Origin of the sequence: Saccharothrix sp. BKS2 (genome assembly GCF_047689505.1) — a bacterium.
Classification (GTDB): Bacteria; Actinomycetota; Actinomycetes; order Mycobacteriales; family Pseudonocardiaceae; genus Actinosynnema; species Actinosynnema lopnurensis.
Map to the genome: position 1 here is coordinate 216,687 of NZ_JAUQOL010000014.1, position 24,847 is coordinate 241,533.

At 72.9% G+C, this 24,847-nt stretch carries 25 protein-coding genes; 8 read left to right on the forward strand and 17 right to left on the reverse strand.

Annotated features, from left to right (window positions below):
• Position 1: 1 nt before the first annotated feature.
• On the reverse strand, positions 2 to 1,189 hold the full coding sequence (locus tag Q5530_RS28645) for an acetyl-CoA C-acetyltransferase (protein WP_415365912.1): 1,188 nt from the start codon (positions 1,187 to 1,189) through the stop codon (positions 2 to 4).
• 124 nt (positions 1,190 to 1,313) lie between these two features.
• Here Q5530_RS28645 and mce point away from each other — a divergent pair, with 124 nt between their 5' ends.
• The 3 genes from mce to Q5530_RS28660 all read left to right on the forward strand — a co-directional run bounded on the left by mce (position 1,314) and on the right by Q5530_RS28660 (position 4,618).
• Positions 1,314 to 1,757 carry a methylmalonyl-CoA epimerase gene (mce, locus tag Q5530_RS28650; RefSeq protein WP_415365913.1) on the forward strand — a complete coding sequence of 148 codons (444 nt, stop codon included), beginning with the start codon at positions 1,314 to 1,316 and terminating at the stop codon, positions 1,755 to 1,757.
• A gap of 260 nt (positions 1,758 to 2,017) precedes the next feature.
• Positions 2,018 to 3,331, forward strand: coding sequence for a crotonyl-CoA carboxylase/reductase (gene ccrA / locus Q5530_RS28655; RefSeq protein WP_415365914.1), 1,314 nt, complete (start codon positions 2,018 to 2,020; stop codon positions 3,329 to 3,331).
• Positions 3,332 to 3,409: 78 nt separating this feature from the next.
• Positions 3,410 to 4,618 (forward strand): chromosome segregation protein, encoded by a 1,209-nt coding sequence (locus Q5530_RS28660; protein WP_415365915.1) that lies wholly within the window; start codon positions 3,410 to 3,412, stop codon positions 4,616 to 4,618.
• Positions 4,619 to 4,793: 175 nt separating this feature from the next.
• Here Q5530_RS28660 and Q5530_RS28665 read toward each other — a convergent pair whose 3' ends face one another.
• Complete coding sequence (locus Q5530_RS28665; protein ID WP_415365916.1) at positions 4,794 to 5,504, reverse strand: alpha/beta fold hydrolase; 711 nt, start codon at positions 5,502 to 5,504, stop codon at positions 4,794 to 4,796.
• Positions 5,505 to 5,541: 37 nt separating this feature from the next.
• Here Q5530_RS28665 and Q5530_RS28670 point away from each other — a divergent pair, with 37 nt between their 5' ends.
• A complete protein-coding gene (locus tag Q5530_RS28670; protein WP_415365917.1) occupies positions 5,542 to 6,072 on the forward strand; it encodes a GNAT family N-acetyltransferase in 531 nt (176 codons plus the stop codon).
• Between the two features lie 20 nt (positions 6,073 to 6,092).
• Here Q5530_RS28670 and Q5530_RS28675 read toward each other — a convergent pair whose 3' ends face one another.
• Together Q5530_RS28675 and Q5530_RS28680 are read right to left on the reverse strand one after the other, a co-directional pair.
• Entirely contained in the window at positions 6,093 to 6,806 is a 714-nt protein-coding gene (locus Q5530_RS28675; RefSeq protein WP_415365919.1) for an alpha/beta hydrolase, read from the reverse strand.
• Between the two features lie 313 nt (positions 6,807 to 7,119).
• On the reverse strand, positions 7,120 to 7,413 hold the full coding sequence (locus tag Q5530_RS28680) for a hypothetical protein (RefSeq protein ID WP_415365920.1): 294 nt from the start codon (positions 7,411 to 7,413) through the stop codon (positions 7,120 to 7,122).
• A 76-nt stretch (positions 7,414 to 7,489) separates the two neighbouring features.
• Between Q5530_RS28680 and Q5530_RS28685 the strand changes: the two genes are divergently transcribed.
• Positions 7,490 to 7,882 (forward strand): hypothetical protein, encoded by a 393-nt coding sequence (locus Q5530_RS28685; protein ID WP_415365921.1) that lies wholly within the window; start codon positions 7,490 to 7,492, stop codon positions 7,880 to 7,882.
• A gap of 4 nt (positions 7,883 to 7,886) precedes the next feature.
• Positions 7,887 to 8,102, forward strand: coding sequence for an FmdB family zinc ribbon protein (locus tag Q5530_RS28690; protein WP_415365922.1), 216 nt, complete (start codon positions 7,887 to 7,889; stop codon positions 8,100 to 8,102).
• A 355-nt stretch (positions 8,103 to 8,457) separates the two neighbouring features.
• Here Q5530_RS28690 and Q5530_RS28695 read toward each other — a convergent pair whose 3' ends face one another.
• The 11 genes from Q5530_RS28695 to nucS form a co-directional block, all read right to left on the reverse strand.
• A complete protein-coding gene (locus tag Q5530_RS28695) occupies positions 8,458 to 9,045 on the reverse strand; it encodes a DUF3558 family protein (RefSeq protein ID WP_415365923.1) in 588 nt (195 codons plus the stop codon).
• A gap of 38 nt (positions 9,046 to 9,083) precedes the next feature.
• On the reverse strand, positions 9,084 to 10,862 hold the full coding sequence (locus Q5530_RS28700) for a 3-hydroxyacyl-CoA dehydrogenase family protein (RefSeq protein WP_415365924.1): 1,779 nt from the start codon (positions 10,860 to 10,862) through the stop codon (positions 9,084 to 9,086).
• A 135-nt stretch (positions 10,863 to 10,997) separates the two neighbouring features.
• Complete coding sequence (dhaM, locus tag Q5530_RS28705; protein WP_415365926.1) at positions 10,998 to 11,858, reverse strand: dihydroxyacetone kinase phosphoryl donor subunit DhaM; 861 nt, start codon at positions 11,856 to 11,858, stop codon at positions 10,998 to 11,000.
• Positions 11,855 to 12,487, reverse strand: a complete 633-nt coding sequence (dhaL, locus tag Q5530_RS28710) for a dihydroxyacetone kinase subunit DhaL (RefSeq protein ID WP_415365927.1) — start codon at positions 12,485 to 12,487, stop codon at positions 11,855 to 11,857. The genes dhaM and dhaL overlap by 4 nt, the downstream gene beginning before the upstream one ends.
• A 13-nt stretch (positions 12,488 to 12,500) precedes the next feature.
• Entirely contained in the window at positions 12,501 to 13,502 is a 1,002-nt protein-coding gene (dhaK, locus tag Q5530_RS28715) for a dihydroxyacetone kinase subunit DhaK (RefSeq protein ID WP_415365928.1), read from the reverse strand.
• A 64-nt stretch (positions 13,503 to 13,566) separates the two neighbouring features.
• Positions 13,567 to 15,072 carry an aldehyde dehydrogenase family protein gene (locus Q5530_RS28720; RefSeq protein ID WP_415365929.1) on the reverse strand — a complete coding sequence of 502 codons (1,506 nt, stop codon included), beginning with the start codon at positions 15,070 to 15,072 and terminating at the stop codon, positions 13,567 to 13,569.
• 98 nt (positions 15,073 to 15,170) lie between these two features.
• The gene (locus Q5530_RS28725; protein ID WP_415365930.1) at positions 15,171 to 16,169 is read right to left on the reverse strand and encodes a hypothetical protein; all 999 of its coding nucleotides are present in this window, start codon (positions 16,167 to 16,169) and stop codon (positions 15,171 to 15,173) included.
• 199 nt (positions 16,170 to 16,368) lie between these two features.
• Positions 16,369 to 16,626: a hypothetical protein gene (locus Q5530_RS28730; RefSeq protein ID WP_380640461.1), complete on the reverse strand. Its 258-nt coding sequence runs from the start codon at positions 16,624 to 16,626 to the stop codon at positions 16,369 to 16,371.
• Positions 16,627 to 16,652: 26 nt separating this feature from the next.
• Positions 16,653 to 18,338 carry a sodium:solute symporter family protein gene (locus Q5530_RS28735; RefSeq protein ID WP_415365931.1) on the reverse strand — a complete coding sequence of 562 codons (1,686 nt, stop codon included), beginning with the start codon at positions 18,336 to 18,338 and terminating at the stop codon, positions 16,653 to 16,655.
• 149 nt (positions 18,339 to 18,487) lie between these two features.
• Entirely contained in the window at positions 18,488 to 18,937 is a 450-nt protein-coding gene (locus Q5530_RS28740; protein ID WP_415365932.1) for a hypothetical protein, read from the reverse strand.
• A 197-nt stretch (positions 18,938 to 19,134) separates the two neighbouring features.
• On the reverse strand, positions 19,135 to 19,794 hold the full coding sequence (nucS, locus tag Q5530_RS28745; protein ID WP_415365933.1) for an endonuclease NucS: 660 nt from the start codon (positions 19,792 to 19,794) through the stop codon (positions 19,135 to 19,137).
• A gap of 101 nt (positions 19,795 to 19,895) precedes the next feature.
• On the opposite strand from nucS, the gene Q5530_RS28750 reads away from it, so the two are divergent.
• Together Q5530_RS28750 and Q5530_RS28755 are read left to right on the forward strand one after the other, a co-directional pair.
• Positions 19,896 to 21,233 (forward strand): amino acid permease, encoded by a 1,338-nt coding sequence (locus Q5530_RS28750; protein WP_415365982.1) that lies wholly within the window; start codon positions 19,896 to 19,898, stop codon positions 21,231 to 21,233.
• Positions 21,234 to 21,235: 2 nt separating this feature from the next.
• Positions 21,236 to 21,772, forward strand: a complete 537-nt coding sequence (locus tag Q5530_RS28755) for an NUDIX domain-containing protein (RefSeq protein WP_415365934.1) — start codon at positions 21,236 to 21,238, stop codon at positions 21,770 to 21,772.
• A gap of 198 nt (positions 21,773 to 21,970) precedes the next feature.
• Here Q5530_RS28755 and Q5530_RS28760 read toward each other — a convergent pair whose 3' ends face one another.
• Both Q5530_RS28760 and Q5530_RS28765 read right to left on the reverse strand, forming a co-directional pair.
• Entirely contained in the window at positions 21,971 to 22,744 is a 774-nt protein-coding gene (locus tag Q5530_RS28760; RefSeq protein ID WP_415365936.1) for an enoyl-CoA hydratase-related protein, read from the reverse strand.
• Positions 22,745 to 22,786: 42 nt separating this feature from the next.
• Positions 22,787 to 24,778: a methylmalonyl-CoA mutase family protein gene (locus Q5530_RS28765; RefSeq protein ID WP_415365937.1), complete on the reverse strand. Its 1,992-nt coding sequence runs from the start codon at positions 24,776 to 24,778 to the stop codon at positions 22,787 to 22,789.
• Positions 24,779 to 24,847 lie beyond the last annotated feature (69 nt).

A 24,847-nucleotide genomic window follows, 5' to 3' on the forward strand; every position in this document is an offset into this window, starting at 1 on the left:
CCTAGGCGCGGGGCACACGGATGATCAGGGCGTCGCCCTGGCCGCCGCCGCCGCACAGGGCCGCCGCGCCCACGCCGCCGCCGCGGCGCTTGAGCTCCAGGGCGAGGTGCAGCGCGATCCGGGCGCCCGACATGCCGATCGGGTGACCCAGGGCGATCGCGCCGCCGTTGACGTTGACCCGGTCCTCGGCGAGGCCGAGCTGCCGGGTGGAGACGACGCCGACCGCGGCGAACGCCTCGTTGATCTCGACCAGGTCCAGGTCGGCCGGGTCGAGGCCCTCCTTGGCGCAGGCGGCCTTGATCGCGTTCGCGGGCTGCTCGTGCAGGCTCGCGTCCGGGCCGGCGACCACGCCGTGCGCGCCGATCTCGGCCAGCCAGGTCAGGCCCAGCTCCTCGGCCTTGGCCTTGCTCATCACGACCACGGCCGCCGCGCCGTCGGAGATCTGCGAGGCCGAGCCCGCGGTGATGGTGCCGTCGGCGGCGAACGCCGGGCGCAGCCGGGCCAGCGCCTCGACCGTGGTGTCCGCGCGCACGCCCTCGTCGGTGCGGAACAGCACCGGGTCGCCCTTGCGCTGGGGGACGGCCACGGGCGCGATCTCCTCGTCGAACACGCCGTTCTCCGCCGCCGCGGCGGCCAGCCGGTGGGAGCGGGCGGCGAACGCGTCCTGCTCCTCGCGGGTCAGGCCGTACCGGGCGTTGTGCTTCTCGGTGGAGGTGCCCATCGCGACCTGGTCGAAGGCGCAGAACAGGCCGTCGTTGGCCATGTGGTCGAGCATGGTGACGTCGCCGTACTTGAACCCGCCGCGCGACTTGGGCAGCAGGTGCGGCGCCTGGGTCATCGACTCCTGGCCGCCCGCGACCACCACGTCGAACTCGCCCGCCCGGATGAGCTGGTCGGCCAGCGCGATGGCGTCGATGCCGGACAGGCAGACCTTGTTGATGGTCAACGCGGGCACCGTCATCGGGATGCCGGCGTGCACCGCGGCCTGGCGGGCAGGGATCTGGCCCGCGCCCGCCGTCAGCACCTGGCCCATGATCACGTACTGGACCTGCTCGGGCGCCACCCCGGCCCGCTCCAGCGCCGCCCTGATGGCGACGCCGCCGAGCTGGGCGCCGGAGAAGTCCTTCAGCGATCCGAGCAGTCGCCCCATCGGGGTACGGGCCCCGGCGACGATGACGGAACCGGACACAGCGGCCTCCACAGCGGGTGTAAGCGGTTGTTAACACGCCACGATACCCAGGGTTACCCGACGGTAGCCTTGTGAGACGTCGCACAGCGGCACCTGCACCGATTCGGCGGTTACCGTCCCGGACATGGAAGAACTCCGGGATTTCGTCACCGCCATCGACCACGTGGGCATCGCCGTGCCCGACCTCGACGCCGCGGTGGCGTTCCACCGCGAGCACTTCGGGCTGGTGCTGGCGCACGAGGAGGTCAACGAGGAGCAGGGCGTGCGGGAGGCGATGCTGCGCGCCCCCGGCGACGACGGCGCGGGCGCCGCGGTCCAGCTGCTGGCGCCGCTGACCCCGGAGTCGACCATCGCGAAGTTCCTCGGCCGGTTCGGCCCCGGTCTCCAGCAGCTGGCCTACCGGGTGTCCGATGTGGACGCGGCGACCGTCGCCCTGCGGGCCCGGGGCCTCCGGCTGCTGTACGACGCGCCCATGCGGGGCACGGCGGGCAGCCGGGTGAACTTCGTGCACCCCAAGGACGCGGGCGGCGTGCTGGTCGAACTGGTGGAACCGCCCACCGGCCACTGACGCCCGGCGGAGTCACCGGCGTGCCACCACCGGCGTGCCACCCCTCCGGCGCCCCCGGCGCCCCCGCCAAGCGTCCCCGGCGCCCCTGCCCAGCGTTCCCGGCACCCCTCTCCTGCCTGCCACCCATCGGGGGAAAGTCGCGTGCGGTGGCTCACAGCTCCGGCATCTGAATCGGTTACCCGTGGGTAACCTCCGGCAACCCGCGTGGACAGGTGCTCCAGCGCCACATCCCCCTTGCCCCCGAATAGGGAGGGAACGCCGTGCAGAAGATCCTCGATGCCATCCTCGCCGACGAACTGGAGGCCATCGGATCGCTCCCGGTGCCGGAGAGCTACCGGGGCGTGACGGTGCACGCCGACGAGGTCGGCATGTTCGAGGGTCTCGCGACCAAGGACAAGGACCCGCGCAAGTCCCTGCACGTCGACGAGGTCCCCACGCCCGAGCTCGGGCCGGGCGAGGCGCTGGTGGCCGTGATGGCCAGCGCGATCAACTACAACACCGTGTGGACCTCGATCTTCGAGCCGCTGCCGACGTTCGCGTTCCTCAAGAAGTACGGCGGTCGGCACGACCGGCCCTACCACGTGGTCGGCTCCGACCTGGCGGGCGTCGTGCTGCGCACCGGGGCCGGCGTGAACGCCTGGAAGCCGGGTGACCGGGTCGTCGCGCACTGCCTGGACGTGCAGCTGGAGCACCCCGACGGGCACGCGGACACCATGCTCGACCCGCAGCAGCGCATCTGGGGCTTCGAGACCAACTACGGCGGCCTGGCCGAGGTCGCGCTGGTCAAGTCCAACCAGCTGATGCCCATGCCCGACCACCTCACGTGGGAGGAGGCGGCGTCCCCCGGTCTGGTGAACTCCACCGCCTACCGGCAGCTGGTGTCGCCCAACGGGGCGAACATGAAGCAGGGCGACACCGTCCTGGTCTGGGGCGCCTCCGGCGGCCTCGGCTCCTACGCCACGCAGTTCGCTCTCAACGGCGGGGCCACCCCGGTGTGCGTCGTGTCGTCCCCGGAGAAGGCCGAGATCTGCCGCCGGATGGGCGCGGAGCTGATCATCGACCGCAGCGCCGAGGGCTACCGGTTCTGGAAGGACGAGCACGAGCAGGACGTCTCGGAGTGGAAGCGGCTCGGCGCGAAGATCCGCGAGCTGACCGGCGGCGAGGACCCCGACATCGTGTTCGAGCACCCGGGCCGGGAGACCTTCGGCGCGTCGGTCTACGTGGCGCGCAAGGGCGGCACCATCGTGACCTGCGCTTCCACCAGCGGTTACCTGCACCAGTACGACAACCGGTACCTGTGGATGCACCTCAAGCGGATCGTCGGCTCGCACTTCGCCAACTACCGCGAGGCGTGGGAGGCCAACCGGTTGGTCGCGAAGGGGAAGATCCACCCCACACTGTCCAAGGTGTACTCGTTGGAGGACACCGGCCAGGCCGCGCACGACGTGCACCGCAACGCGCACCAGGGCAAGGTCGGCGTGCTGGCGCTCGCCCCGACCGAGGGGCTGGGCGTCCGGGACCGGGCCACGAGGGAGCGTCACCTGTCCGGGATCAACCGGTTCCGGGGCGTCTGAGGCGTTCCGGGTGACGAGCTCCCCGGTGCGCGGCCGGCAGGTGCCCGCCGCGCACCGGGAGCGGGTAGCGTGCACGCCATGGGCCTCGCCGACGACCGTGACCTCGTCCCCCTGGGATCCGGCTTCGACATCGTCAAGCGCGGGTACGACCGCGCCCAGGTCGAGGACCACCTGGAGCGCCTGGAGTCGGACCTGCGCCTGCTCGCCGCCGACCGCGACGCGGCGGTGTCGCAGACCAACGACCTCGCCCGCCAGCTGGAGGCCGCCCGCTCCGAGATCGCCGAGCTGCGCGGCCAGGTGGAGCGGCTGTCGCTGCCGCCGACCACGCTGGAGGGCCTGAGCGAGCGCCTCCAGCGCATGTTGCGGCTCGCCCAGGACGAGGCGAACGAGATCAAGGCGCGGGCCGAGGCCGAGGGCGGGCACATCCGCGCCAAGGCCGAGTCCGACGCGGCGGCCCTGCGCAACCGCTACGAGAAGCTGCTCGCCGAGCTGGACCAGCGCCGCACCGAGATGGAGGCCGAGCACCGGGGCGTGCTGGAGAGGGCCCGGGGCGAGGCCGAGCGGATCGTGGGCGAGGCGCGCGAGGCGGCGGCCCGGCTGGACGAGGAGTCGCTCCAGCGCCGCACCACGATCGAGGAGGACTTCGAGATCGCGATGGCGGCCCGCCGGGTCGAGTCGATGAAGACCCTCGCCGAGCAGGAGGCGGCGTCCAAGGCCGAGGCCGAGCGGCGCGTGCGGGAGGCGGCCGAGGAAGCCTCGCGCGTGCGGGCGCAGGTCAACCAGGAGGCGGCGGCGTCGAGCGCCGAGGCGCAGCGGCTGGTCCGCGAGGCCACCGAGGAGGCCAACCGCCGGCGGCACGACTCGATCAGCGAGGCCACCGCGCGCGTCCAGGAGGCGACCGACGAGGCGAACCGCCGCGTGCGCGAGGCCACCGAGGAGTCCAACCGCCGCGTCAGCCAGGCGACCACCCAGGTGGATGCCCTCAAGCAACTGCGCAACCGCCTCTCCCAGCAACTCCACGCGGTCCGCACCGCCCTGCACGAAGTAACCCCCCTCCTGGACCCCCTGGACGAAGAACGCCCCACCCACCCCACCCCCGCTCCCGCCCCTGTCCCCACTCCCACTCCCGCCCTCACCTCAGCCGCCCCCCAGCCCCCCACCGCAGAAACCCCCCCGTCCCCTCTTCCCCAGCCCACCCAACCCCCCGCAGCCACCACCCCACCCCCCGACGCCCCCACCCAGAAGATCGCCCGCCCCACCCCCAAACCCCGAGCAGCCAAGCGCTGACCCCGCGCGAGTCGTACCTCCAGACCTCGCGAGTCGTACGCCCAGACCCCCCGAACTACACGTTCAGACCGCGCGAGTCGAACACCCAGACCGACCGTGTCGAACGTTCAGGACCCCCGAGTTCTACGTTCAGGACGCGGCCCCGTTCCCCACTCGGGTGTCATGAGCCGCGCGGTCACACCCCGGCCCGGCGCCGCCACTCCAGCACGGCCGAGGCGAACGCGTCCGGCGCCTCCAGCGGCGTGAGGTGCCCGACCCCGGCCAACTCGACGTACTCGCCCCGCCGCAGCACCCCGGCCAGCTCCCGCGCCAACGCCGGCGGTGTCAGGGCGTCGTGCTCGCCCACCAGCACCAGCGCCGGGACGTCGGCCGCCGCGAGCACGTCCGTCGAATCCGACCGGGCCGCCATCGCCCGCTGCGCCCACGCCACCTCCGCCGGGTCCTGCGCCAGGACCAGCTCCCGCGCCCGCTCGACGACCGCCGCGTCCGGCGAGGGCCCGAGCAACCCGGCCAGCACGGCGTCCGGCACCCACCCGACCCCCTCCGCCTCGACCCGCGCGGCCATCGCCAGGCGGTTCGCACGTGCCTCCTCGGTGTCGGCCCCGGCGCGCGTGTCGGCCAGCACCAGGCCCGCCACCCGGTCCGGGTGGCGGCGCAGCACGGCCATCGCCACGTAGCCGCCCATCGAGCAGCCGCCGAGCACCGCCCGCTCGATCCCGCGCTCGTCCAGCAGCGCGACCACGTCGTCCGCGATTACCACCAGATCGGGTGAACGATCACCGCCGCGCTGGTCGAACGTGATCGGTTTCAGCAGGTCACGGGCGTCATCCCACATCCGCGCGTCGAACGGAAAAGCGTGCAGCAGCACCAAAGGCGAGGAATTCACCCCTGGATTGTCGGCCCCCGTCGCTACCGTCGCGACCATGACCTCCAACCCGGACCAGATCCACACCGACCGCCTCCTGCTGAGGCGCGTCGGCCCGGGTGACGTGCGCTCCGCGATCGCCGTGCTGTCCGATCCGGGGACGAACCGCTTCAACCCGGCCGGTCCGCCGTCTGCGGAGCAAGCGGCCGAGATGCTGGTGGAGTGGCAGGCCCACTGGGCACGGGACGGCATCGGGTACTGGGCGGTGGAGCTGCCGGAGACCGGGGAGGTCATCGGCTTCGGCGGCCTGCGCCACCACGACCTGGACGGGGAACCGACGTTCAACCTGTTCTACCGGTTCCGCCCCCGGCACTGGGGTCGCGGCTACGCACCGGAGATGGCACGCGCGGCCGTCGACTGGGCGAGCCGCTCCCGGCCGGGCCGTCCAGTGGTGATCATCACCGACCTCGACAACAAGCCCTCCCAGCGCGTCGCGGAGAAGCTGGGCTTCGCGCACGCGGGCGAAAGCACGACGGCTGAGGGTCCGGTGCTGGTCTGGCGACGTCAGGAGGCCCCGATGCTCACCTGACGCTGCTCGTGCGGGCCGGACTAGGTGCGCGGCAACGGCGTGGGCACCTCGGGCACGACCGCGGACACGATCGCATCGAGCACCCCTTCGGACTGTCCGACCATGAGGTGCTTGGCCCCGGGGAAGTCGATCACGTCCGCGGTCGGGATGTCCGCGCCGAACCGCCGCCTGGCCTCGGTCGGTGGCAGGTAGGTGTCGAACTCCGGCACCAGGCACACCACCGGCCGGCCCGAACGCGCCCACGCACGCAGGTGGTCACCCGTGCTCCAACGCAACGGAGGTGAGATCAGGACGGCACCGCGGACACGCGGGTCGCACCCGTGCATCAGCGCGAGGTCGGTGCCGAACGACCAGCCGACGAGCCACACCGAGGGCAACCCGCGCTCGACCGCGAACGCCAGGGCGGCGGCCACGTCGAACCGCTCCCCGACCGCGTGGTCGAACGCACCCTCGCTCCGCCCGGCCTCACTGGCGGTCCCGCGGGTGTTGAACCGCAGCACCGCGAGGTCGGCCAGCGCGGGCAACCGCCACGCCGCCTTGCGGTAGAGGTGGGAGTCCATCATGCCGCCGTGGGTGGGGAGCGGGTGCAGGAGCACCACGGTGGCGCGCGGCTCACGGTCCGGCGGCAACGACAGCTCGCCGACCAACGCGAGGCCGTCGTCGGTCCGCAGGGTCACCGCCTCCCGGCGCGCCGGGAGCACGGTGTTGGCCTTGATCGGAACCGCTTCGCCCACGCCACCGATCCTGCCACCCGGTCGGGGTCGGGCACGCGGACAGCGAGTCAGGTCACGGCACGCGCCCGATGGCCTCAGGGTCCGGTCACCCGGGCCTGGCCACCGGTCGCAAGGCTGGGGAACAAGGCGCGCCGGTTGCTCGGAGCTGAGGGCTCGGGGTGCGGGGCCCGGGGTGCGGGGCCCGGGGCTCAGGGCTCAGGGCTCAGGGCTCAGGGCTCAGGGCTCAGGGCTCAGGGCTCAGGGCATGACGCTCGGGGTGCGGGTGCGGGGTGCCGGGTGCCGGGTGTGGGATGCCGGGTGCGCCGAGCGCTGCTCACCAGCGGCGGGAGGTGGGGCCTCTGCGGCCTCGTGAGGCCCAGCAGTGCCGGTGCCAGTGGCGGCGGTCCTCCACCGAGCCGTAGTCGGCGGCCGGCCAGGCGACGACGTGCGGTGTGCCGGGGCGGATCTCGTGGTCGCAACCGGGGCAGCGGTAGGTCTTGGTGGTGGCGGCGCCGGAGACCGAACGGACCAGCCAGTTGCCGTCCGGGGCGTTCTCGGCGTGGGCCCAGCCGTGGCCGCCGACGGGTCGCGGTTCGTCGCGGCGGTCCGGGCGGTTGCGGCGGGGCATGAGGGACCACGGTATCCGGCTGTCCGTTCGGGAATCCCCTACGGTCCACTGGATGAGCAGGTGGCAACGGAGCATATTGACCGTATTGCTGGTGGTGGAGGCGCTGATCACTCTGCTGCCCGTGGTGCGCGGGTTGCTGTTCGAAGGGCCCTCGGGGGACGTCTTAGCCGCTCAGCGGGCCGAGGTCGTGCTTCGGGAACCCGATGTGCCGATCGGCCAGCCGCCGGGGCTCCGGCAGGGCGTGTTGCTGGCCACCACGGCGTTGATGCTGGTCATGGCCATGTCGGCGCTGGCTTCGGTGTGGTCGCGGCCTCGGTCCCGGACGTGGTTGGTGATGTTCGCGGGCACGCACGCCGCCGCCGCGGGGTTGGGCTGGGTGCACAGCCTGCCGCTGCTGACGCTGCTCGCCACCGTGTCAGCCGTGGCGGTGCCCTTGGTGGCGCTGGCGCCCTGGCGGCAGCAACAATGAGTCCGTGCCTACCTACGAGTTCCGTTGCAAGGCGTGCGGGTCGACCTTCGACGTCAAGCGGTCGATGGACGAGGCTTCCGCGCCCGCACCGTGCCCGAACGGCCACGAGGACACCGTGAAGCTGCTGACCATGGCGGGTCTCGGCGGCAAGGCCGACACGCCCGCCGGTGGTGGCGGTGGCGGCGGCGGTGGTTGTTGCGGCGGGGGCTGCTGCGGCTGAGCGGGGACCGGGCGGGCGGACTGGGTGAGGCCGGCTGAAGCAGGTCTCGCTCAGTCCGGCAGGCTTGGTCGGCCGGTCAGCCTGGCGGGCGACCAAACCTGCCGGACTGGCGACCCGGTCAGAAGCCGGCCCAGCCTGCAACCGGCGGCCGGCAGGCCGACCGGGCAGCAGGCCGACCGGGCAGCAGGCCGACCGGGCAGCAGGCCGATCAGGCAGCAACCAGCGGCCGGCAGGTCGCTCAGGCAGGCCAGCAGGCAGCCGGGCCAGCGCGTCGAGCTTGTGCCGACAGCGCCCCAGCAGGCAGCAGGCAGGCCAGCGGGCAGCTGGCCGGCCAATTGGCCGGCCGGCCAATCGGTCAGCCGGTCGGCTCGTTGGCCAGCAGCACCTCGGCCACCTTCTTTCCCTGGTCGCAGATGGCGCCGAACCGCGCCGACCCGTCGATCACGATGATCCCGATACCGCCCCCGGCGTAGTCCATCACCAGCACGCACGAGGGCTGCACCGACGTGTCCGTGGTCCGGTCGAAGTAGGTCACCGTGCGACCCTCGACCTCGAACTCCCCGTTGCTCTGCTCCAGGGTGATCGCCCGCCCCTCGCGGAAGCGCAGCGTCACGCCCACGTCCAGGTCACCGACCGAGGTCTGCCACTTGCAGGACTGGTCGAACGTGGTGTCGTAGCCGGTCTCGGTCGGCTCCGCCTTCTTGTCCGGCACCTCATAGGGCAGGTCCCCCCACCCGACCAGCGCGCAGATGTCACCGACCGTCCCCGTCCCGGGGTCGCCCTCCGGCTCGGACGGCTCGGTGGACGGCACCTGCTGTTCCGAGGTGAACGGCGGATCGATGTCGAGCACCTGCTCCGACACCGCGGTGCCGTTCACCGTGTACGCACAGGCGCTCGTCACACCGAGCGCCGCCACCAGGAGCGAGATCACCACACGCCGCATGGTGCCCACGATGCCAAACGCCGGACGGGGCCAGCCACTCAGGCTGCGTAATCGCGAAAACCCTTGCCCGTCTTCCGCCCCAACCTGCCCGCTTTCACCAGGTGCTCCAGCAGCGGCGCGGGGGAGAAGCCGGCCTCGCGGAACTCCAGGTACAGCGTCCGCTCGATGGCCAGCGACACGTCCAGCCCCACCACGTCCAGCAGCTCGAACGGCCCCATCGGCAGCGAGCAGCCGACCTTCATGGCCTCGTCGATGTCGTCCGCCGCGGCGTAGTGCGCCTCCAGCATCTTCACCGCGTCGTTGAGGTACGGGAACAGCAGCGCGTTGACGATGAACCCGGCCCGGTCGCCGCAGTGCACCGGCACCTTGCCCAGGTCCAGGCACACCCGCCGGGCGGTGGCGACGACGTCCGCGGCGGTCGAGATGGTCTCCACGACCTCCACCAGCTTCATCACCTGCGCCGGGTTGAAGAAGTGCAGGCCGACGACGTCGCCGGGGCGCCCGGTGGCCGCCGCGCACTCGATCACCGGCAGCGAGGACGTGGTGGTCGCGAGCACCGCGCCCGGCTTGCAGACCTCGTCCAGCTCGCGGAACACGTCCTTCTTGACCGACAGCTCCTCGGCGACGGCCTCGACCACCAGGTCGCAGTCGGCCAGGTCCGAGAACTCCACCACGGGCGTGACGCGGGCCAGCGCCGCGTCGCGGTCGGCCTCCGCCAGCCTGCCGCGCGACACCGCCTTCTCCAGCGACCGGCGCACCTTCTCCACCGCCGCCGACGCCTTGTCCGCCGACCGCGCCCGCAGCACCACGTCGTACCCGCGCTTGGCGAACACCTCGACGATGCCGGTGGCCATGGTGCCGGTGCCGATGACGCCGACCCGCCGCACCTCCCGCGCGGCGGCGGTGTCGGACGTCGCCGCGGGGGTGAGCGCGTCCGGCACCACGACCGGGGAGTCCGCGCCGTCGTAGGTGTAGAAGCCGCGCCCGCTCTTGCGGCCCAGCAACCCCGCCGTGATCATCTGCTTGAGCAGCGGCGCCGGGGCGTGCAGCCGGTTGCGCGACTGGTGGTACATCGTGTCGAGGATCTCGTAGGCGGTGTCGAGCCCGATCAGGTCCAGCAGCGCGAGCGGGCCCATCGGGTAGCCGCAGCCGTGGCGCATGGCCGCGTCGAGGTCCTCCCGTGTGGCGTAGCGCGACTCGTACATGCGCACGGCGTGGTTGAGGTAGCCGAACAGCAGCGCGTTGGCGATGAACCCGGCCCGGTCCCCGATCACGACCGGCGCCTTGCCCAGCCCCTCGACGAACGCGACGACGTCGGCCACCACGTCCGGCTCGGTGACGACCGTGCGCACCACCTCGACCAGCCTCAGCACCGGCGCGGGGTTGAAGAAGTGCAGGCCGACGACCTTGCCGGGACGTCCGGTGTGGACACCGATCTCGGTGATCGACAGCGAGGAGGTGTTGGACGCGAACACCGCGTCGGGGCGGCAGATCCGGTCCAGCTCGGTGAACACCGCCGCCTTCAGCCCCATCCGCTCCGGCACGGCCTCGACGACGAGGTCGGCGCCCGCGAGGGCGGTCAGCGAGGTGTCGTAGGAGATGCGGGACAGCAGGTCGTCGCGCTCGGCGGCGGTGAGCTTGCCGCGGGCGACCGCGCGATCGGTCGAGTGCTCCAGGTGGTCCCGTCCGCGGGCGAGGCCGGCGTCGTCCACGTCGACCGCCACGACAGTGACACCGGTCCGGGCGAGCACCTCGGCGATACCGGCGCCCATCGTGCCGAGGCCGACGACTCCCACCGTGCTGAACTGCCGCGTCACTGTTTACCTCCCACTCACCGGAGTGGCTACCAGACGGTAACTTGTCGCGACTATCCCACGGTGCTCACGCGTCGTCCGCGTGAGCTTCACCATCGGTATCGAGCAAGTGACCGGTCCAGCGGAGGCGGGGGAAACTCACTCGTCGAACCGCCGTTCGGCCAGCTCCAGCACCCGTCGCACGGCTTCCGCCGCGTCCGCGCCGCGGGCGACGACCTCGACCGCCGCACCGCCGGGCGCACCCAGTCCCATCAGGGCCAGCACGCTCTTGGCGTCCGCTTCAGCCGAGCCGAACCGCACCACGACGGAGGCGTCCAGCGGGTCCAGGGCGCGCACCACCAGGGCAGCGGGCCGCGCGTGCAGGCCGACCTCGTTGAGGAGGCGGACCTCGGCCCGGACGGTGTCCTCGGGCGAGGCGCCACGGGGTACGACCGCCGCCACCGCCGCGACCCCCGGGGCCGCGGCGGGTGAGGCAGGTGAGGCGGGTGAGGCGCCACCGGGCACGACCGGCGCGCCCTCCGGGGCCGCGGAAGCCGCGGCGGGTGAGGCGGGAAGGTCCCCGGGCGAAGCCGGGACCGAGCCGGCCCCGGGTCCGAAAGCCGCCTCGGCCGCCTTCGCCACCTCCGCCAACGGAGCACCACCCTGCGCGCGCACCGCCGCCGCCACCGCCCCCTCCACCAGCGGCGCGTCCACCACCAGCACCACCCCGGCCGACTCCGAAGCCGCCACCCCCGCCGACCCCGCCACCGACCCCGCCACCGACTCCGCCGCCATCTCCGCGACCATCCGCGCACTGCCCAGGTCGAACAGCACCACCACCCCGTCACCGGAGTCGGCCGCCGCCAGCGCGTCGACCACCGCCGCGTAGTCCGTGCCCAGTCCACCGGCCCCGTCACCGCCACAGGCCACGATCGCCACCGACGGCGCCATCTGCCCGGCCAGCTCCGCCACCCCCGCCGCCAACGACGCGCTGTGCGACACGACCACCAGGCCGATCACCGGGCGGCCTCGGCCAACGCCCGCAGGATCAGCGCCGTGGACCGCGCGCCGGGGTCCCCGTGCCCCGCGCTGCGCTCCCCCAGGTACGAGGCCCGCCCCTTGCGCGCCACCAGCGGCACCGTCGACCCCGCGCCCTGGTCGGCCGCCCCCGCCGCCGCCTCCAGCACCTCGGCCACCCCGCCACCGGTCGCCGCCACCGACGAGGCCGCGGCCACGGCGGGCGTGAGGGCGTCCACCATCGTCTTGTCCCCCACCTCGGCCTTCCCCCGCGCCACCACGCCCTCCAGCGCCGACCCGAGCGCGGCCGCCACCTCCGCCGCCCCCAGCACCGCCACGTCCCCGACCGCCGTCGACGCCCGCAGCAACGCCGTCCCGTACAGCGGCCCCGCCGCGCCGCCGACCGTGGAGATCAGCGTCGTCGCGGCCAGCCGCAGCACCGCGCTCGGCGACGCGGGCAGCGCCCCCTCGTCCAGCTTGGACACCAGCGCGTCGAACCCGCGCCTGAGGTTCTCGCCGTGGTCGCCGTCGCCGATCTCGCGGTCCAGCCGCACCAGTTCGTCGCGGTGCGCGGCCACCACCGCCGCCACCGACCGCAGCGCCGCCGCCACCGACTCCGCCGTGCACGCCATCAGATCCCCCACCTCAGATCCCCCACCTCAGGGCAGCCGTGCGGACGGGCGCGTCCCACAGCTCCAGCAGCTCGTCGTCGACCTTGAGCAGCGTCAACGACATGCCCTGCATCTCCAGGCTGGTGACGTAGGGCCCGACGAGCCGCCGCTCCACCACGATGCCCCGCTCGGCCAGCAGCCGCTCGGCGATGCCGTGCGCCAGGTACAGCTCGACCAGCGGCGTGCCGCCCATCGAGTTGGTGAACAGCAGCACCCGGTCGCCCGCCGAGAACGGCAGGTCGGCCAGGACCGGCTCCAGCAGCGCCGGCACCAGCTCGTCCGCCGGACCCACGGGCACCCGCCGCCGGCCGGGCTCGCCGTGGATGCCGATGCCCAGCTCCATCTCGTCGTTCCCCAGCGTGAACGACGGCTCGCCCGCGTGCGGCACGGTGCACGCGGCCAGCGCCAGCCCCATCGACCGCACCTGCCCGACCACCCGCCGCGCCAGCGCCTCGCACCCGTCGAGGTCGACGCCGCGCTCGGCGGCCGCGCCGACGACCTTCTCCAGCAGCACGGTCCCGCCCACGCCGCGCCTGCCGGCCGTGTAGGTCGAGTCCTGCACCGCCACGTCGTCGTCGATCACGACCGTGCGCACGTCCACCCCGTCGGCGGCGGCCAGCTCCGCGGCGGTCTCGAAGTTCAGCACGTCGCCGGTGTAGTTCTTCACGATCAGCAGCGCCCCCGCGCCGCCGTCGGTCCGGGACACGGCCGCGGCGACCTGGTCGGGCGTCGGCGAGGTGAACACCGCGCCGGGGCACGCCGCGTCGAGCATCCCGCGCCCGACGAACCCGGCGTGCAGCGGCTCGTGCCCCGACCCGCCGCCCGAGATCACCGCCACCTTGCGCGGCACCGGGGCGTCCGCGCGCACCACCACGGTCGGGTCGTGGTGGACGTCCAGCAGGTCGGCGTGCGCGAGCGCCATGCCGCGCAGCGCGTCCTCCACCACGGTCGACGGATCGTTGATGATCTTCTTCACGGGGTGACCTCCTCGTGGTCGGTCACCCATTCCTACTCCACCCGACTGACCGCAGGAACCCGGATCAGCGGCCGTGGAGCAGGCGCACCAGGCGGAGCACGTGCCGAATCGTCCGCGAGCCCCGGTCGTAGGTCATCGGGTTGAGCAGGGCGCCGAACCGCTTGCGGGCCACGGAGTGGGCGTAGGTGAACTCGCGCAGGCCGTCCTCGCCGTGGATGCGGCCGAACCCGGAGTCGCCGACCCCGCCGAACGGCAGGCCGGGCACGGACGCGTAGGCCAGCACCGAGTTGATCGACACCATGCCGCAGCGCAGCCGGGCCGCCAGCTCCTCGCCCCGGTTGCGGGAGAACACCGTGGCGCCCAGCCCGTAGCGCAGGGCGTTGGCGCGCCGCACGCCCTCGTCGGCGTCCGCGACCCGGTTGACCACCAGGGTCGGCCCGAACGTCTCCTCGGTGACGGCCGTCGAGTCCTCCGGCACGTCGACCAGCACCACGGGCTCCACGTACGGGGGCCGGATCGACTCCAGGCCGCCCACGACCGCCCGACCGCCGCGCTCCAGCGCGTCCGCCACGTGCGCCTGGATGATCTCGACCTGCCGGGGCATGGTGATCGGCCCGAAGTCCGCGCCGGGCTCGCCGCCGGGCCGCAGCTTCCCGGCCTTCTCGGTCACCAGCGCCAGGAACTCGTCGTAGACGGCGTCCGCGACGTAGACCCGCTCCACGCCCGCGCAGGTCTGCCCGGAGTTGAAGATGCCGCCCCACACCGCGCCCTCGGCCGCGGCCCGCACGTCGGCGTCCTCGGCCACGATCAGCGGGTCCTTGCCGCCGCACTCCACCAGCACCGGCGTCAGCGTCGCGGCGCACTCGGCCATGACCTTCCGGCCGGTGGGCGTGGAGCCGGTGAACGCGATCTTGTCCACACCGGACCGGCACAGCGCCGCGCCGGTCTCCCCGAACCCGGTGACCACCTGGAACACCGGGTGCTCGGGTACCACCTCGGCGAACGTCGAGGCCAGGAACACCCCCACGCCGGGGGTGAGCTCGGAGGGTTTGAACACCACGGCGTTGCCCGCGGCCAGCGCGTAGGCGATGGAGCCCATGGGGGTGAACGCCGGGTAGTTCCACGGCCCGATCACGCCGACCACGCCGAGCGGCCGGTACTCCAGGGTCGCCGCGTGGTTGTACATGAGCATCCCCGGCGAGACCTTGCGCCGGCCCAGCACCTTGGCCGCGCGCCTGGCGGCCCAGTGCAGGTGGTCGATGACCAGGGCCAGCTCGGTGCGCGCGTCGTCGGCGGACTTGCCGGTCTCCGCGCTGATCAGCTGCTGAACGTCCTCCAGCCGCCTGACCAGCAGCTTCCGCCACGCGTCGAGCCGCGCGCGCCGCCCGTCGAAGCCCAGGTCGGCCCAGAACGCGGCCGCGCCGCGGGCCAGCCGCACCGCCTCGCGCACCTCGTCCTCGCCGGCGATCGAGTGGTGGGCGACGACCTCCCCGGTGCGGGGGTCGACCGAGGCGAACCGCTTGCGCCCGTCGTCGGCCCGCGCGGACGTGGTGGAAGCGGTCTGCGTCATCGGGACCTCCAGGGCGACGACCTACGTGTTACCGAACAGTAACGGGTGGCCGCTCGCGGTGTCAGCCCCCGTCGGGCCCTCCGCCCCGCCGGCCCCGGTCAGGGCTTGGGGATCTTGCCCAGCAGCGCCTTGGCGAAGGCGACCGCGGCGGCGCACCGGTCGAACTCGGACTCCTCCGGCCCGGCCGCCTTCACCTTGACCACCTCGCCCTCGCGGTCCTCCGCGGGCCGCTGCACCCACAGGACCTCGCACGAGGGGAACGCCGTGGTGGCCGCCACCTGGTAGCCCCGGACCCCGTTCCCGAGGTCGACCTCGGTCTGGGCGTCGTCGAACTTCCGGTCGGTCGGCAGGAACGTGCGGCGCAGGTCCAGCGTGACCTCCCGGTCCGGGCCGGTCCACGAGCAGTTGTGCAGCCCGTACGGGAACACCCGGTGACCACCGCGGCCGACCACCGCCTGGACCGCCCCCTCGTCGGGCAGCGCGCACGGGTCGAGCGCGATCAGCGAGCCCTTGGGCGGCGTGATCGCGCCCTTGCGCGCCTTGACCTGCTCGACCACCGATTCCATGACCTTGCGCCCGAACCCGCACGCGTCGCCGTCCTCGTAGCCGATCTGGACGGTGATGCCCAGCCCCGGCTCGTCCTGGGTGATCACCGAGACGAAGCAGGCGCTGTTCTCCAGCACCTGCTCGTGGCTGCGCAGCCCGGCCAGCCGCTTGTCCGCGTCCTTCAGCTCGACGGTCATGGTCTGGCCCAGCTCCACGGTGACCCCGAGGTCCTTGCCGGAGCCGTCCTTCATGAAGTTCGAGCACCGGCTGAACCCGCTGCGGGACTCCGTGCCCGGCTGGCCGAGCTGCTTGAGCAGGTCCCGGGTGAGCAGCGCGCACGGGTCGACCAGCCGCAGCCGGTCGGTCGCGAACGCCGGGTCGACCGGTTGGCCGACGGGCGCCTGGGTGGTGGCCGACGCGCCGGTGGTCGCGGTGGTGTTCCCGGCCTCGGCGGGGATGGTGCTGCGCGGGAAGTTCCGCTTCGCCAGATCCGGCCCGGCACAGCCGGTCAGCAGGAGGAACGCGCTCAGGACGGCCACCAGACGGGTCACGACGTGCACGGTAGCTCCCGCGTCGGACCCGCGTGGCGGTAACCCTGTGGCGGTCCTCACGGTGACCTTCGGGAACGATTCAGAAGATCGACGCGCTGTACCCCGTGGAACCCGACGAAAGGATTCACCGAGTGCGCAACCGCATCCGACGCGCCATCCGCCGGTTCGACGCCTGGACGGTGGAGGCGTTCAACCCGGTCTACCCCCGGCGCTGACCCTCCTCCGCCGGCGTCCCGTCCGGCACCACGACGGGCCTGAGCAACGCCCACGCCGCGAACAGCGCGGCGAGGGCGAGCATCCCGACACCCGACCACAGGTTGATGTTGAGCCCGTCGGCCTTCGCGAGGTCGGACTCGTCGGTGAAGCCGAGTCCGACCACCAGCACCACCGCTCCGTAGATCGCGAAGAGAATCGCGATCACCAGCCGCAGGTCGAACAGCCCGGCCTTGTGCGCCACGGCGACCTCCTCCCTCAAGCCCGTGTTCAGGCGAAGATGATGTTGAGCACGACGGTCAGGACCAGCACGCCCGCGCCCAGCAGCGCCGGCGAGCGGTACCACCCGGCGTCGTCGCCGGTGGTGGAGTGCTTGCGGTCCTCCTTGGGCGTCAGGCTGTAGACCAGCCCGCGCAACCGCTCCTCGGGCACCGGCTTGGTCACCAGGGTGACCGCGACGCTGACCACGATGTCCACCACGAACGCCGCGCCCGCGCCGATGAAGCTCGCGCCCTGGCCCGGCAGGTCCAGCACGCCGGTCTCGGCGAGGACGAACACCAGCACCGCCGCGAGCGTGCCCGCGACCAGGCCGATCCAGCCCGCCGCCGCCGACATCCGCTTCCAGAACATGGCCAGGATGAAGGTGGCGAACAGCGGCGCGTTGAAGAACGAGAACAGCGCCTGGATGTAGTCCATGATGTTGCCGTAGCCGGCGGCGATGAACGCCGTGCCGATGGCGACCACCGTGCCGCCCATCGTGGCCAGGCGGCCGATGCGCAGGTAGTACTCGTCCGGGCGGTCCTTCTTGACGTACTGCTGCCACAGGTCGTAGGTGAAGACGGTGTTGAAGCTCGACACGTTCGCCGCGACACCGGCCATGAACGACGCCAGCAGACCCGTGATCGCGATGCCGAGCATCCCGTTGGGCAGCAGTTCGCCGATCAGCGCGGGCAGCGCGTTGTTGTAGACCACGCCGCTGCTGTCGTCGCCGGCCTTCAGCGCCTGCATCTCGGGCACGACCAGGGCCGCGATGATGCCGGGGATGATGATCACGAACGGGATCAGGGCCTTGGGGTACGCGCCGATGATGGGCGTGCGGCGGGCGGCCGACATGCTCTTGGCCGACAGGCCGCGCTGCACCTCGGCGAAGTTCGTCGTCCAGTAGCCGAAGGAGAGCACGAAGCCGAGGCCGAACACGATGCCGATGACGCTGAGCACCGGGTTCTCGATGCCGGTCAGCTCGGTCGCGGGCCACGACGACAACTGCTCCTCACCGCCGGGCCCGGCGGTGACGCGGTCGACCAGGCCGTTCCAGCCGCCGACCTTGTGCAGGGCGACGATGGTCAGCGGCAGCAGCGCGGCCACGATGACGAAGAACTGGAGCACCTCGTTGTAGATGGCCGCGGACAGGCCGCCGAGGGTGGTGTAGGCCAGCACGATCAGCGCGGCGGCGACCACCGAGAACGGGATCGGCCAGCCGAGCAGCAGGTTCAGCAGGAACGCCAGCGCGTACAGGTTGACGCCCGCGATCAGCACCTGGGCCGCGGCGAAGCTGATCGCGTTGACCAGGTGGGCGCCCTTGCCGAAGCGGCGGCGCAGGAACTCGGGGACGCTGCGGACCTTCGAGCCGTAGTAGAACGGCATCATCACCAGGCCGAGGAAGACCATGGCCGGGATCGCGCCGATCCAGTAGTAGTGCATGGTCGCCATGCCGTACTGGGCGCCGTTCGCGGCCATGCCCAGCAGCTCGATCGCGCCGAGGTTGGCGGAGATGAACGCCAGGCCGGTCACCCACGCGGGCAGCGATCGGCCGGACAGCAGGAAGTCCAGGCTCGACGACACCGAGCGGCGGGCCAGGAAGCCGATGCCGAGCACGAACACGAAGTAGATCGCCAACAGGGCGTAGTCCAGTGGTCCGGCGTCCAGCCGGAGGTCCGCCTGAGCCAGTACGGGCACCCTCGCCCACCTCCCCGATCCAACACCCTCAAACACCAGCGAACACTACTCCACACCGATCAAGGTGACGGTAGTGCACTTCGGCGTGCTTCGCCGGTTTGAACTACCCCGGACTAAACCTGAGGTGGGAGGGGTGCGGGAGATGTCCACTACCGGGTGAGGACGAACCGGACTTCGGCGTAGAACGGGCCGGAGGTGGCACCGACGGTGACCTGGGCACCGGGCTCCGCGTCGCGGAACGCGTCGGGCACCCGGACCGGCACCCCGGCGAACCGCCCGACGGCGTCGGCCGTGGTGTCGCCGACCCGTTCGCCGTGGAAGGTGAAGACCACGCGCCCGTGGGCGGGGTAGCCCTCACCGCTGAGCCGGACCTCGCCGCCCGCCGGGCCGGCGAGGGGCTGGGCCGCCAGGTGGGCGGCGGGCGGGGCGACGGCGGTGGAGCTGATGCCGGCCGGGAGGGGCACGGCGGTGGGGACGGGCAGGCCGGTGGGGGTGGGCATCGGGGGGACTCCGGGGCCGTCGGCGCAGGCCGCGAGGGCGAGAGCGGCCAGCAGGACGGCCGACAGCGGGGCGGCCGAACGGGGTCTTCGTCTGCGCACGACGCCTCCCTACCTGGTAAAAGGGGAGGACAGCGTATATCGCCGTGCGGCCGTTGCCACGCGCCCGAACGGGGGCATGACGACTGGGCCGCGCTAGGCGAAAACGCCGCCGGGAGACCGCATTTCGCGGGGCCGCCGAATGTCGGGTGCCGAGCGCCGGACGCCGGACCCCGGGTGGCGGACGCCGAACGACCGGTTCAGAACAGCCGGAACTCGTCGGGCTCGATACCGCGCAGCGCGTCGTAGTCCAGCACCAGGCACCGGATTCCCCGGTCCTCCGCCAGCGTGCGCGCCTGCGGCTTGATCTGCTGCGCCGCGAACACCCCCCGCACCGGCGCCAGCAGCGGGTCGCGGTTGAGCAGCTCCAGGTACCTGGTCAGCTGCTCCACCCCGTCGATCTCGCCGCGCCGCTTGATCTCCACCGCCACCGACCCGCCGGACGCGTCGCGGCACATCAGGTCGACCGGGCCGATCGGGGTCGGGAACTCGCGGCGGACCAGGGTCCAGCCCTCGCCGAGGGTCGTCACGTGCTCCGCGAGCAGCTTCTGGAGGTCGGCCTCGACGCCGTCCTTGACCAGGCCCGGCTCGGGGCCCAGCTCGTGCTTGGAGTCGTGCAGCACCTCGGCCAGGGTGATGACCAGCTTCTCCCCCGCCTTGTTCTGCACCACCCACAGGTCCGGTTCCTCGATGAGCCAGCACGGCGGGCTCATCCAGTTCAGCGGCTTGTACGCCCGGTCGTCGGAGTGGATCGACACCGAGCCGTCCGCCTTGATCAGCAGCAGCCTCTGCGCCATGGGCAGGTGGGCGGTGAGGCGTCCGACGTAGTCGACCTGGCAGCGAGCGATGACGAGGCGCACGGCCGACAGGCTACGGGGTGCGAGCGCCGGACCACCGGCAGGTACCGTCGGCCGACGTGTCCCCACCGCACCGGCTCCTGCGCACCAAGCCCGTCGACCGGATGACCGAGGAGGGCGCGGGCACCCAGCTGAGCCGCGGTCTCGGGCTGGTGCCGCTGATCTCGCTGAGCGTCGGCGCCACGCTGGGCACCGGCATCTTCGTCGTGCTCGGCCAGGCCGCGCCGGAGGCCGGTCCCGCGGTCGCGGTGTCGTTCGCCGTGGCGGCGCTGGCCGCGCTGTTCTCCGCCCTGTCCTACGCCGAGCTGGCGGGCGCGGTGCCGGTGTCCGGGTCCGCCTACTCCTACACCTACGCCACGCTGGGCGAGCTGGTCGCGTGGGTCTGCGGCTGGTGCCTGCTGCTGGAGTACGGCGTGTCGGTGGCCGCGGTCGCGGTGGGGTGGAGCGGGTACCTCGACGCGTTCCTGGACGCCACGCTCGGCGTGCGGCTGCCGGCCGCGCTGACCGGCGGCGTGGTGGACCTGCCCGCGGCGGTGGTGGTGCTGCTGGCCACGGTCGTGCTGCTGGGCGGGGTGCGGCAGAGCGGCGCGGTCACCACCGTCACCACCGCGCTCAAGGTGGCGGTGCTGGTGTTCTTCGTGGTGGTCGCGGTGTTCGGGTTCCGGGCCGAGAACCTGGCGCCGTTCGCGCCGGCCGGGATCGCGGGCATCACGGGCGCCGCGTCGCTGGTGTTCTTCTCCTTCATCGGCTTCGACGCCGCCTCCACGGCCGGAGAGGAGGCGCGGAACCCGCAGCGGGACCTGCCGCGCGCCATCGTCGTCTCGCTGGCCCTGGTCACCGTGGTCTACGTGCTGGTGGCGCTGACCGCCGTGGGCGCGGTCGGGGTGGACGTGCTGGCCGGCTCGGACGCCTCGCTGGCCGCGGTGCTCCAGCAGGTCACCGGTTCGGGCTGGCCCGCGACGGTGCTGGCGGCGGGCGCGGTGGTGGCGATCGCCTCGGTGGTGCTGACCGTCCTCTACGGACAGACGCGGGTTCTGGTCGCCATGTCCCGCGACGGGTTGGTGCCGCCGCTGTTCGCCCGGGTGGGCGCGCGGCGCGTGCCGACGGCCAACACGCTGGTGGTCGGCTCGGTGGTGGCGGTGCTGGCCGCGCTGGTGCCGCTGGGACAGCTGGCGGAGGCCACGAGCATCGGCACGCTGGTGGCGTTCGGCCTGGTCAACATCGGGGTGGTGGTGCTGCGGCGCACCCGGCCGGACCTGCCGCGATCCTTCCGCGTCCCGTGGGTGCCGGTGGTGCCGCTGCTGGGGCTGGGCATGTGCGCGCTGCTGGTGACGGGTCTGTCGTCGGCCACCTGGTTGGCCTTCGGCGTGTGGTCGGCCGTGGGCCTGGTGGTGTACTTCGCCTACGGTCGGCACCGGTCGAAGTTGGCACAGGGAGAGTGATCGTGGAGACCCTCGGCACCCGCGAGGTGTACGCGAACCCGTGGATGGTGGTCCGGGAGGACGCCGTCGAGCGGGCGGACGGGACCACCGGCATCTACGGCGTGGTGGACAAGCCGCACTACGCGCTGGTGATACCCATGGACGGCGAGCGGCTGCGCCTGGTCGAGCAGTACCGCTACCCGCTGGGCATGAGGCGGTGGGAGTTCCCGCAGGGCACCGCGCCGGAACTGGCCGACGCGGACCCGGCGGCGCTGGCCGAGCGCGAGCTGCGCGAGGAGACCGGGCTGCGCGCCGGGCGGATGGTCGAGCTGGGCCTGCTGGACGTCGCGCCGGGCCTGTCGAGCCAGCGTGGGCGGGTGTTCCTGGCCACCGAGCTGATCGAGGGCTTCCACGAGCGGGAGCACGAGGAGCAGGACATGCGCTCGGCGTGGTTCCCGCGCGCGGAGTTCGAGGCGATGATCACCCGCGGCGAGATCACCGACGCCCAGTCCATCGCCGCCTACACCCTGCTCCTGCTGCACGAGCACGCGCAGCCGTGAGGGCGGAGGGCGAGGGGCCGGCCGCGACCGGGCGGCCGGCGACGCCGTTCCACCGGCGGGTCCACGCCTAGCGCAACCGTTTGCGGCGGGCGGCCCGGCGCCGCCCGCCGCCACGCGCCAGCGCCCGCTACCCGCCACCGCCCGCCATCGGCCACCGCCCGCCGGCCGCCGCCCGACCGCCGTGCCCGGGGCCCGCGGTCAGTCCGTCCACACCGCCGGGCGCTTCTCCAGGAACGCGGCCATGCCCTCCCTGGCCGCGTCGGTCTGCGACGCCGCCGCCATCACCTCCAGCGCGATCGCGTAAGCGTCGGCCTCGGGCCGGTCGAGCTGGGCGTAGATGGTCTGCTTGCCCAGCGCCTTGCCCGCCCGGCTGCCGCGCGTGGCCCGGCCCAGCAGGTCGGCCACCGCCTCGTCCAGCTCGGCCGCCGGCACCACGCGGTTCACCAGGCCCCACCGCTCGGCGGTCCGCGCGTCCACCGCGTCACCGGTCAGCGCCAGCTCCATCAGCCGCTTGCGGCCGATCGACCGCGCCACCGGCACGGCCGGCGTGTGGCAGAACCAGCCGCCCTTGCCGCCGGGCAGCGCGAACGCCGCCTCCTCCGCCGCCACCGCCAGGTCGCACGAGGCGACCAGCTGGCAGCCCGCCGCGGTGGCCAGGCCGTGCACGCGGGCGATCACCACCTGCGGCACGGACTCGATGGTGCGCATCAGGTCCGTGCACAGGGTCAGCAGCTCGCGCACGCCCTCCAGGTCGCGCGCCGCCACGTCGGCGAAGTCGTGCCCGGCGCAGAACACCGGCCCCTCGCCCGCGAGCACCACCCCCACCGCGTCCGAGGCGGCGATCTCGCGGAACGCGGTCAGCAGCTCGACCAGGTGCTCGCCGGACAGCGAGTTGCGCCGCTCGGCGCGGTCCATGGTGATGCGCACGACGTCGTCGGTGCGCTCGACGCGGAGGTGCTGGTGCTCGGCCATGGGTGGACCGTATCCGGCGGGGCAACACCGACGACGCCGGTCCTACAGGCCCCGCGCCCCGCGCACCACCGACACGATCTCGTCCATGATCTGCGTCAGCTCGTAGTCCTTGGGCGTGAACACCCGCGCCACCCCGCGCTCGCGCAGCTGCTCCGCGTCGCCGGGCGGCACGATCCCGCCGACCACCACCGGCACGTCGCCCGCGCCCGCCTCGCGCAGGCCGTCGACCACGGCGGGCACGACCTCCAGGTGCGAGCCGGACAGGATGGACAGGCCCACCACGTGCACGTCCTCCTGCACCGCGGCCGCCACGATCTGGGCCGGGGTCAGCCGGATGCCCTGGTAGACCACCTCGAAGCCGACGTCGCGGGCGCGCACGGCCACCTGCTCGGCGCCGTTGGAGTGACCGTCCAGGCCGGGCTTGCCGACGAGGATGCGCAGCCGCTCGCCCAGCTCCTCGCCGGTGGCCCGGACCCGCTCGCGGACCCGCCCGATCTCGGCCCCCGCCTCACCGGGGGCCGAGGCGGCGGACACGCCCGTGGGCGCCCGGTACTCGCCGAACACCTCGCGCAGCGCGGACGCCCACTCGCCGGTGGTGACGCCGGCCCGCGCGCACGCCAGCGTCGGCTCCACGAGGTTCCGGTCCGTCTTGGCCGCCGCCCGCAGCTCGTCGAGCGTGGACCGGACCAGCTCGTCGTCCCGCCCGGCGCGCCACGCGCGCACCGCCTCGACCGCCCGCGCCTCCACGGCCGGGTCGATCTGCTCGATCGCGTTCGCGCCCTCGGCCTGCAACGGCGACGGCTCGGTGGTGGCGAACCTGTTCACGCCCACCACGACGTCCTCACCGGACTCGACCCGGCGGCGCCGCTCGGCCAGCGAGGACACCAGCGCGGACTTCATGTACCCGGACTCGACCGCCGCGACCGCGCCGCCCATCGCCCGCACCCGGTCGATCTCGGCCCGCGCGCCCGAGACCAGCTCGTCGACCTTCGCCTCCACCACGTGCGAGCCCGCGAACAGGTCCCCGTACTCCAGCAGGTCCGTCTCGTAGGCCAGCACCTGCTGCATCCGCAGCGCCCACTGCTGGTCCCACGGCCGGGGCAGGCCCAGGGCCTCGTTCCACGCGGGCAGCTGGATCGCGCGGGCGCGGGCGTCGCGCGACAGCGTCACGGCCAGCATCTCCAGCACGATCCGCTGCACGTTGTTCTCCGGCTGCGCCTCGGTCAGGCCCAGCGAGTTGACCTGCACGCCGTAGCGGAAGCGGCGGTGCTTGGGGTCGGTGATGCCGTACCGGTCGCGGGTGATCTCGTCCCAGAGCCGGACGAACGCCCGCATCTTGCACATCTCCTCGACGAACCGCACGCCGGCGTTGACGAAGAACGACATGCGCGCGACCACCTCGCCGCGCCGCTCCTCGGGCACCTGCCCGGAGTCGAACACCGAGTCCAGCACCGAGATCGCGGTGGACAGGGAGTAGGCGATCTCCTGCACGGGCGTCGCGCCCGCCTCCTGGAGGTGGTACGAGCAGATGTTGATCGGGTTCCACCTCGGCACGTTCGCCACGGTCCACGCGACCACGTCGGTGATCAGGCGCAGGCTCGGCCCCGGCGGGAACACGTACGTGCCCCGGGACAGGTACTCCTTGATGATGTCGTTCTGCGTGGTGCCGGCGAGGGCCGCGCGGTCCGCGCCCTGCTCCTCGGCCACGCCGACGTACAGCGCGAGCAGCCACATGGCGGTCGCGTTGATGGTCATGGAGGTGTTCGCCCCGGCCAGCGGGATCCGGTCGAACAGCTGCCGCATGTCGCCGACGTGGCTGATCGGCACGCCGACCTTGCCGACCTCGCCGCGCGCCAACTCGTCGTCGGGGTCGTAGCCGGTCTGGGTGGGCAGGTCGAAGGCCACCGACAGGCCGGTCTGCCCCTTGTCCAGGTTGCGGCGGTACAGCGCGTTGGAGGCGGCGGCGCTGGAGTGGCCCGCGTAGGTCCGCATCACCCAGGGGCGGTCGCGTTCGCGGTCTGCCGGGTACGGCACCAGCCACCTCCTGCGTCGTCGTTGCCCGTAGCGTACTGACGGGTAACTCACGCACGGCGTGCCGTTGCT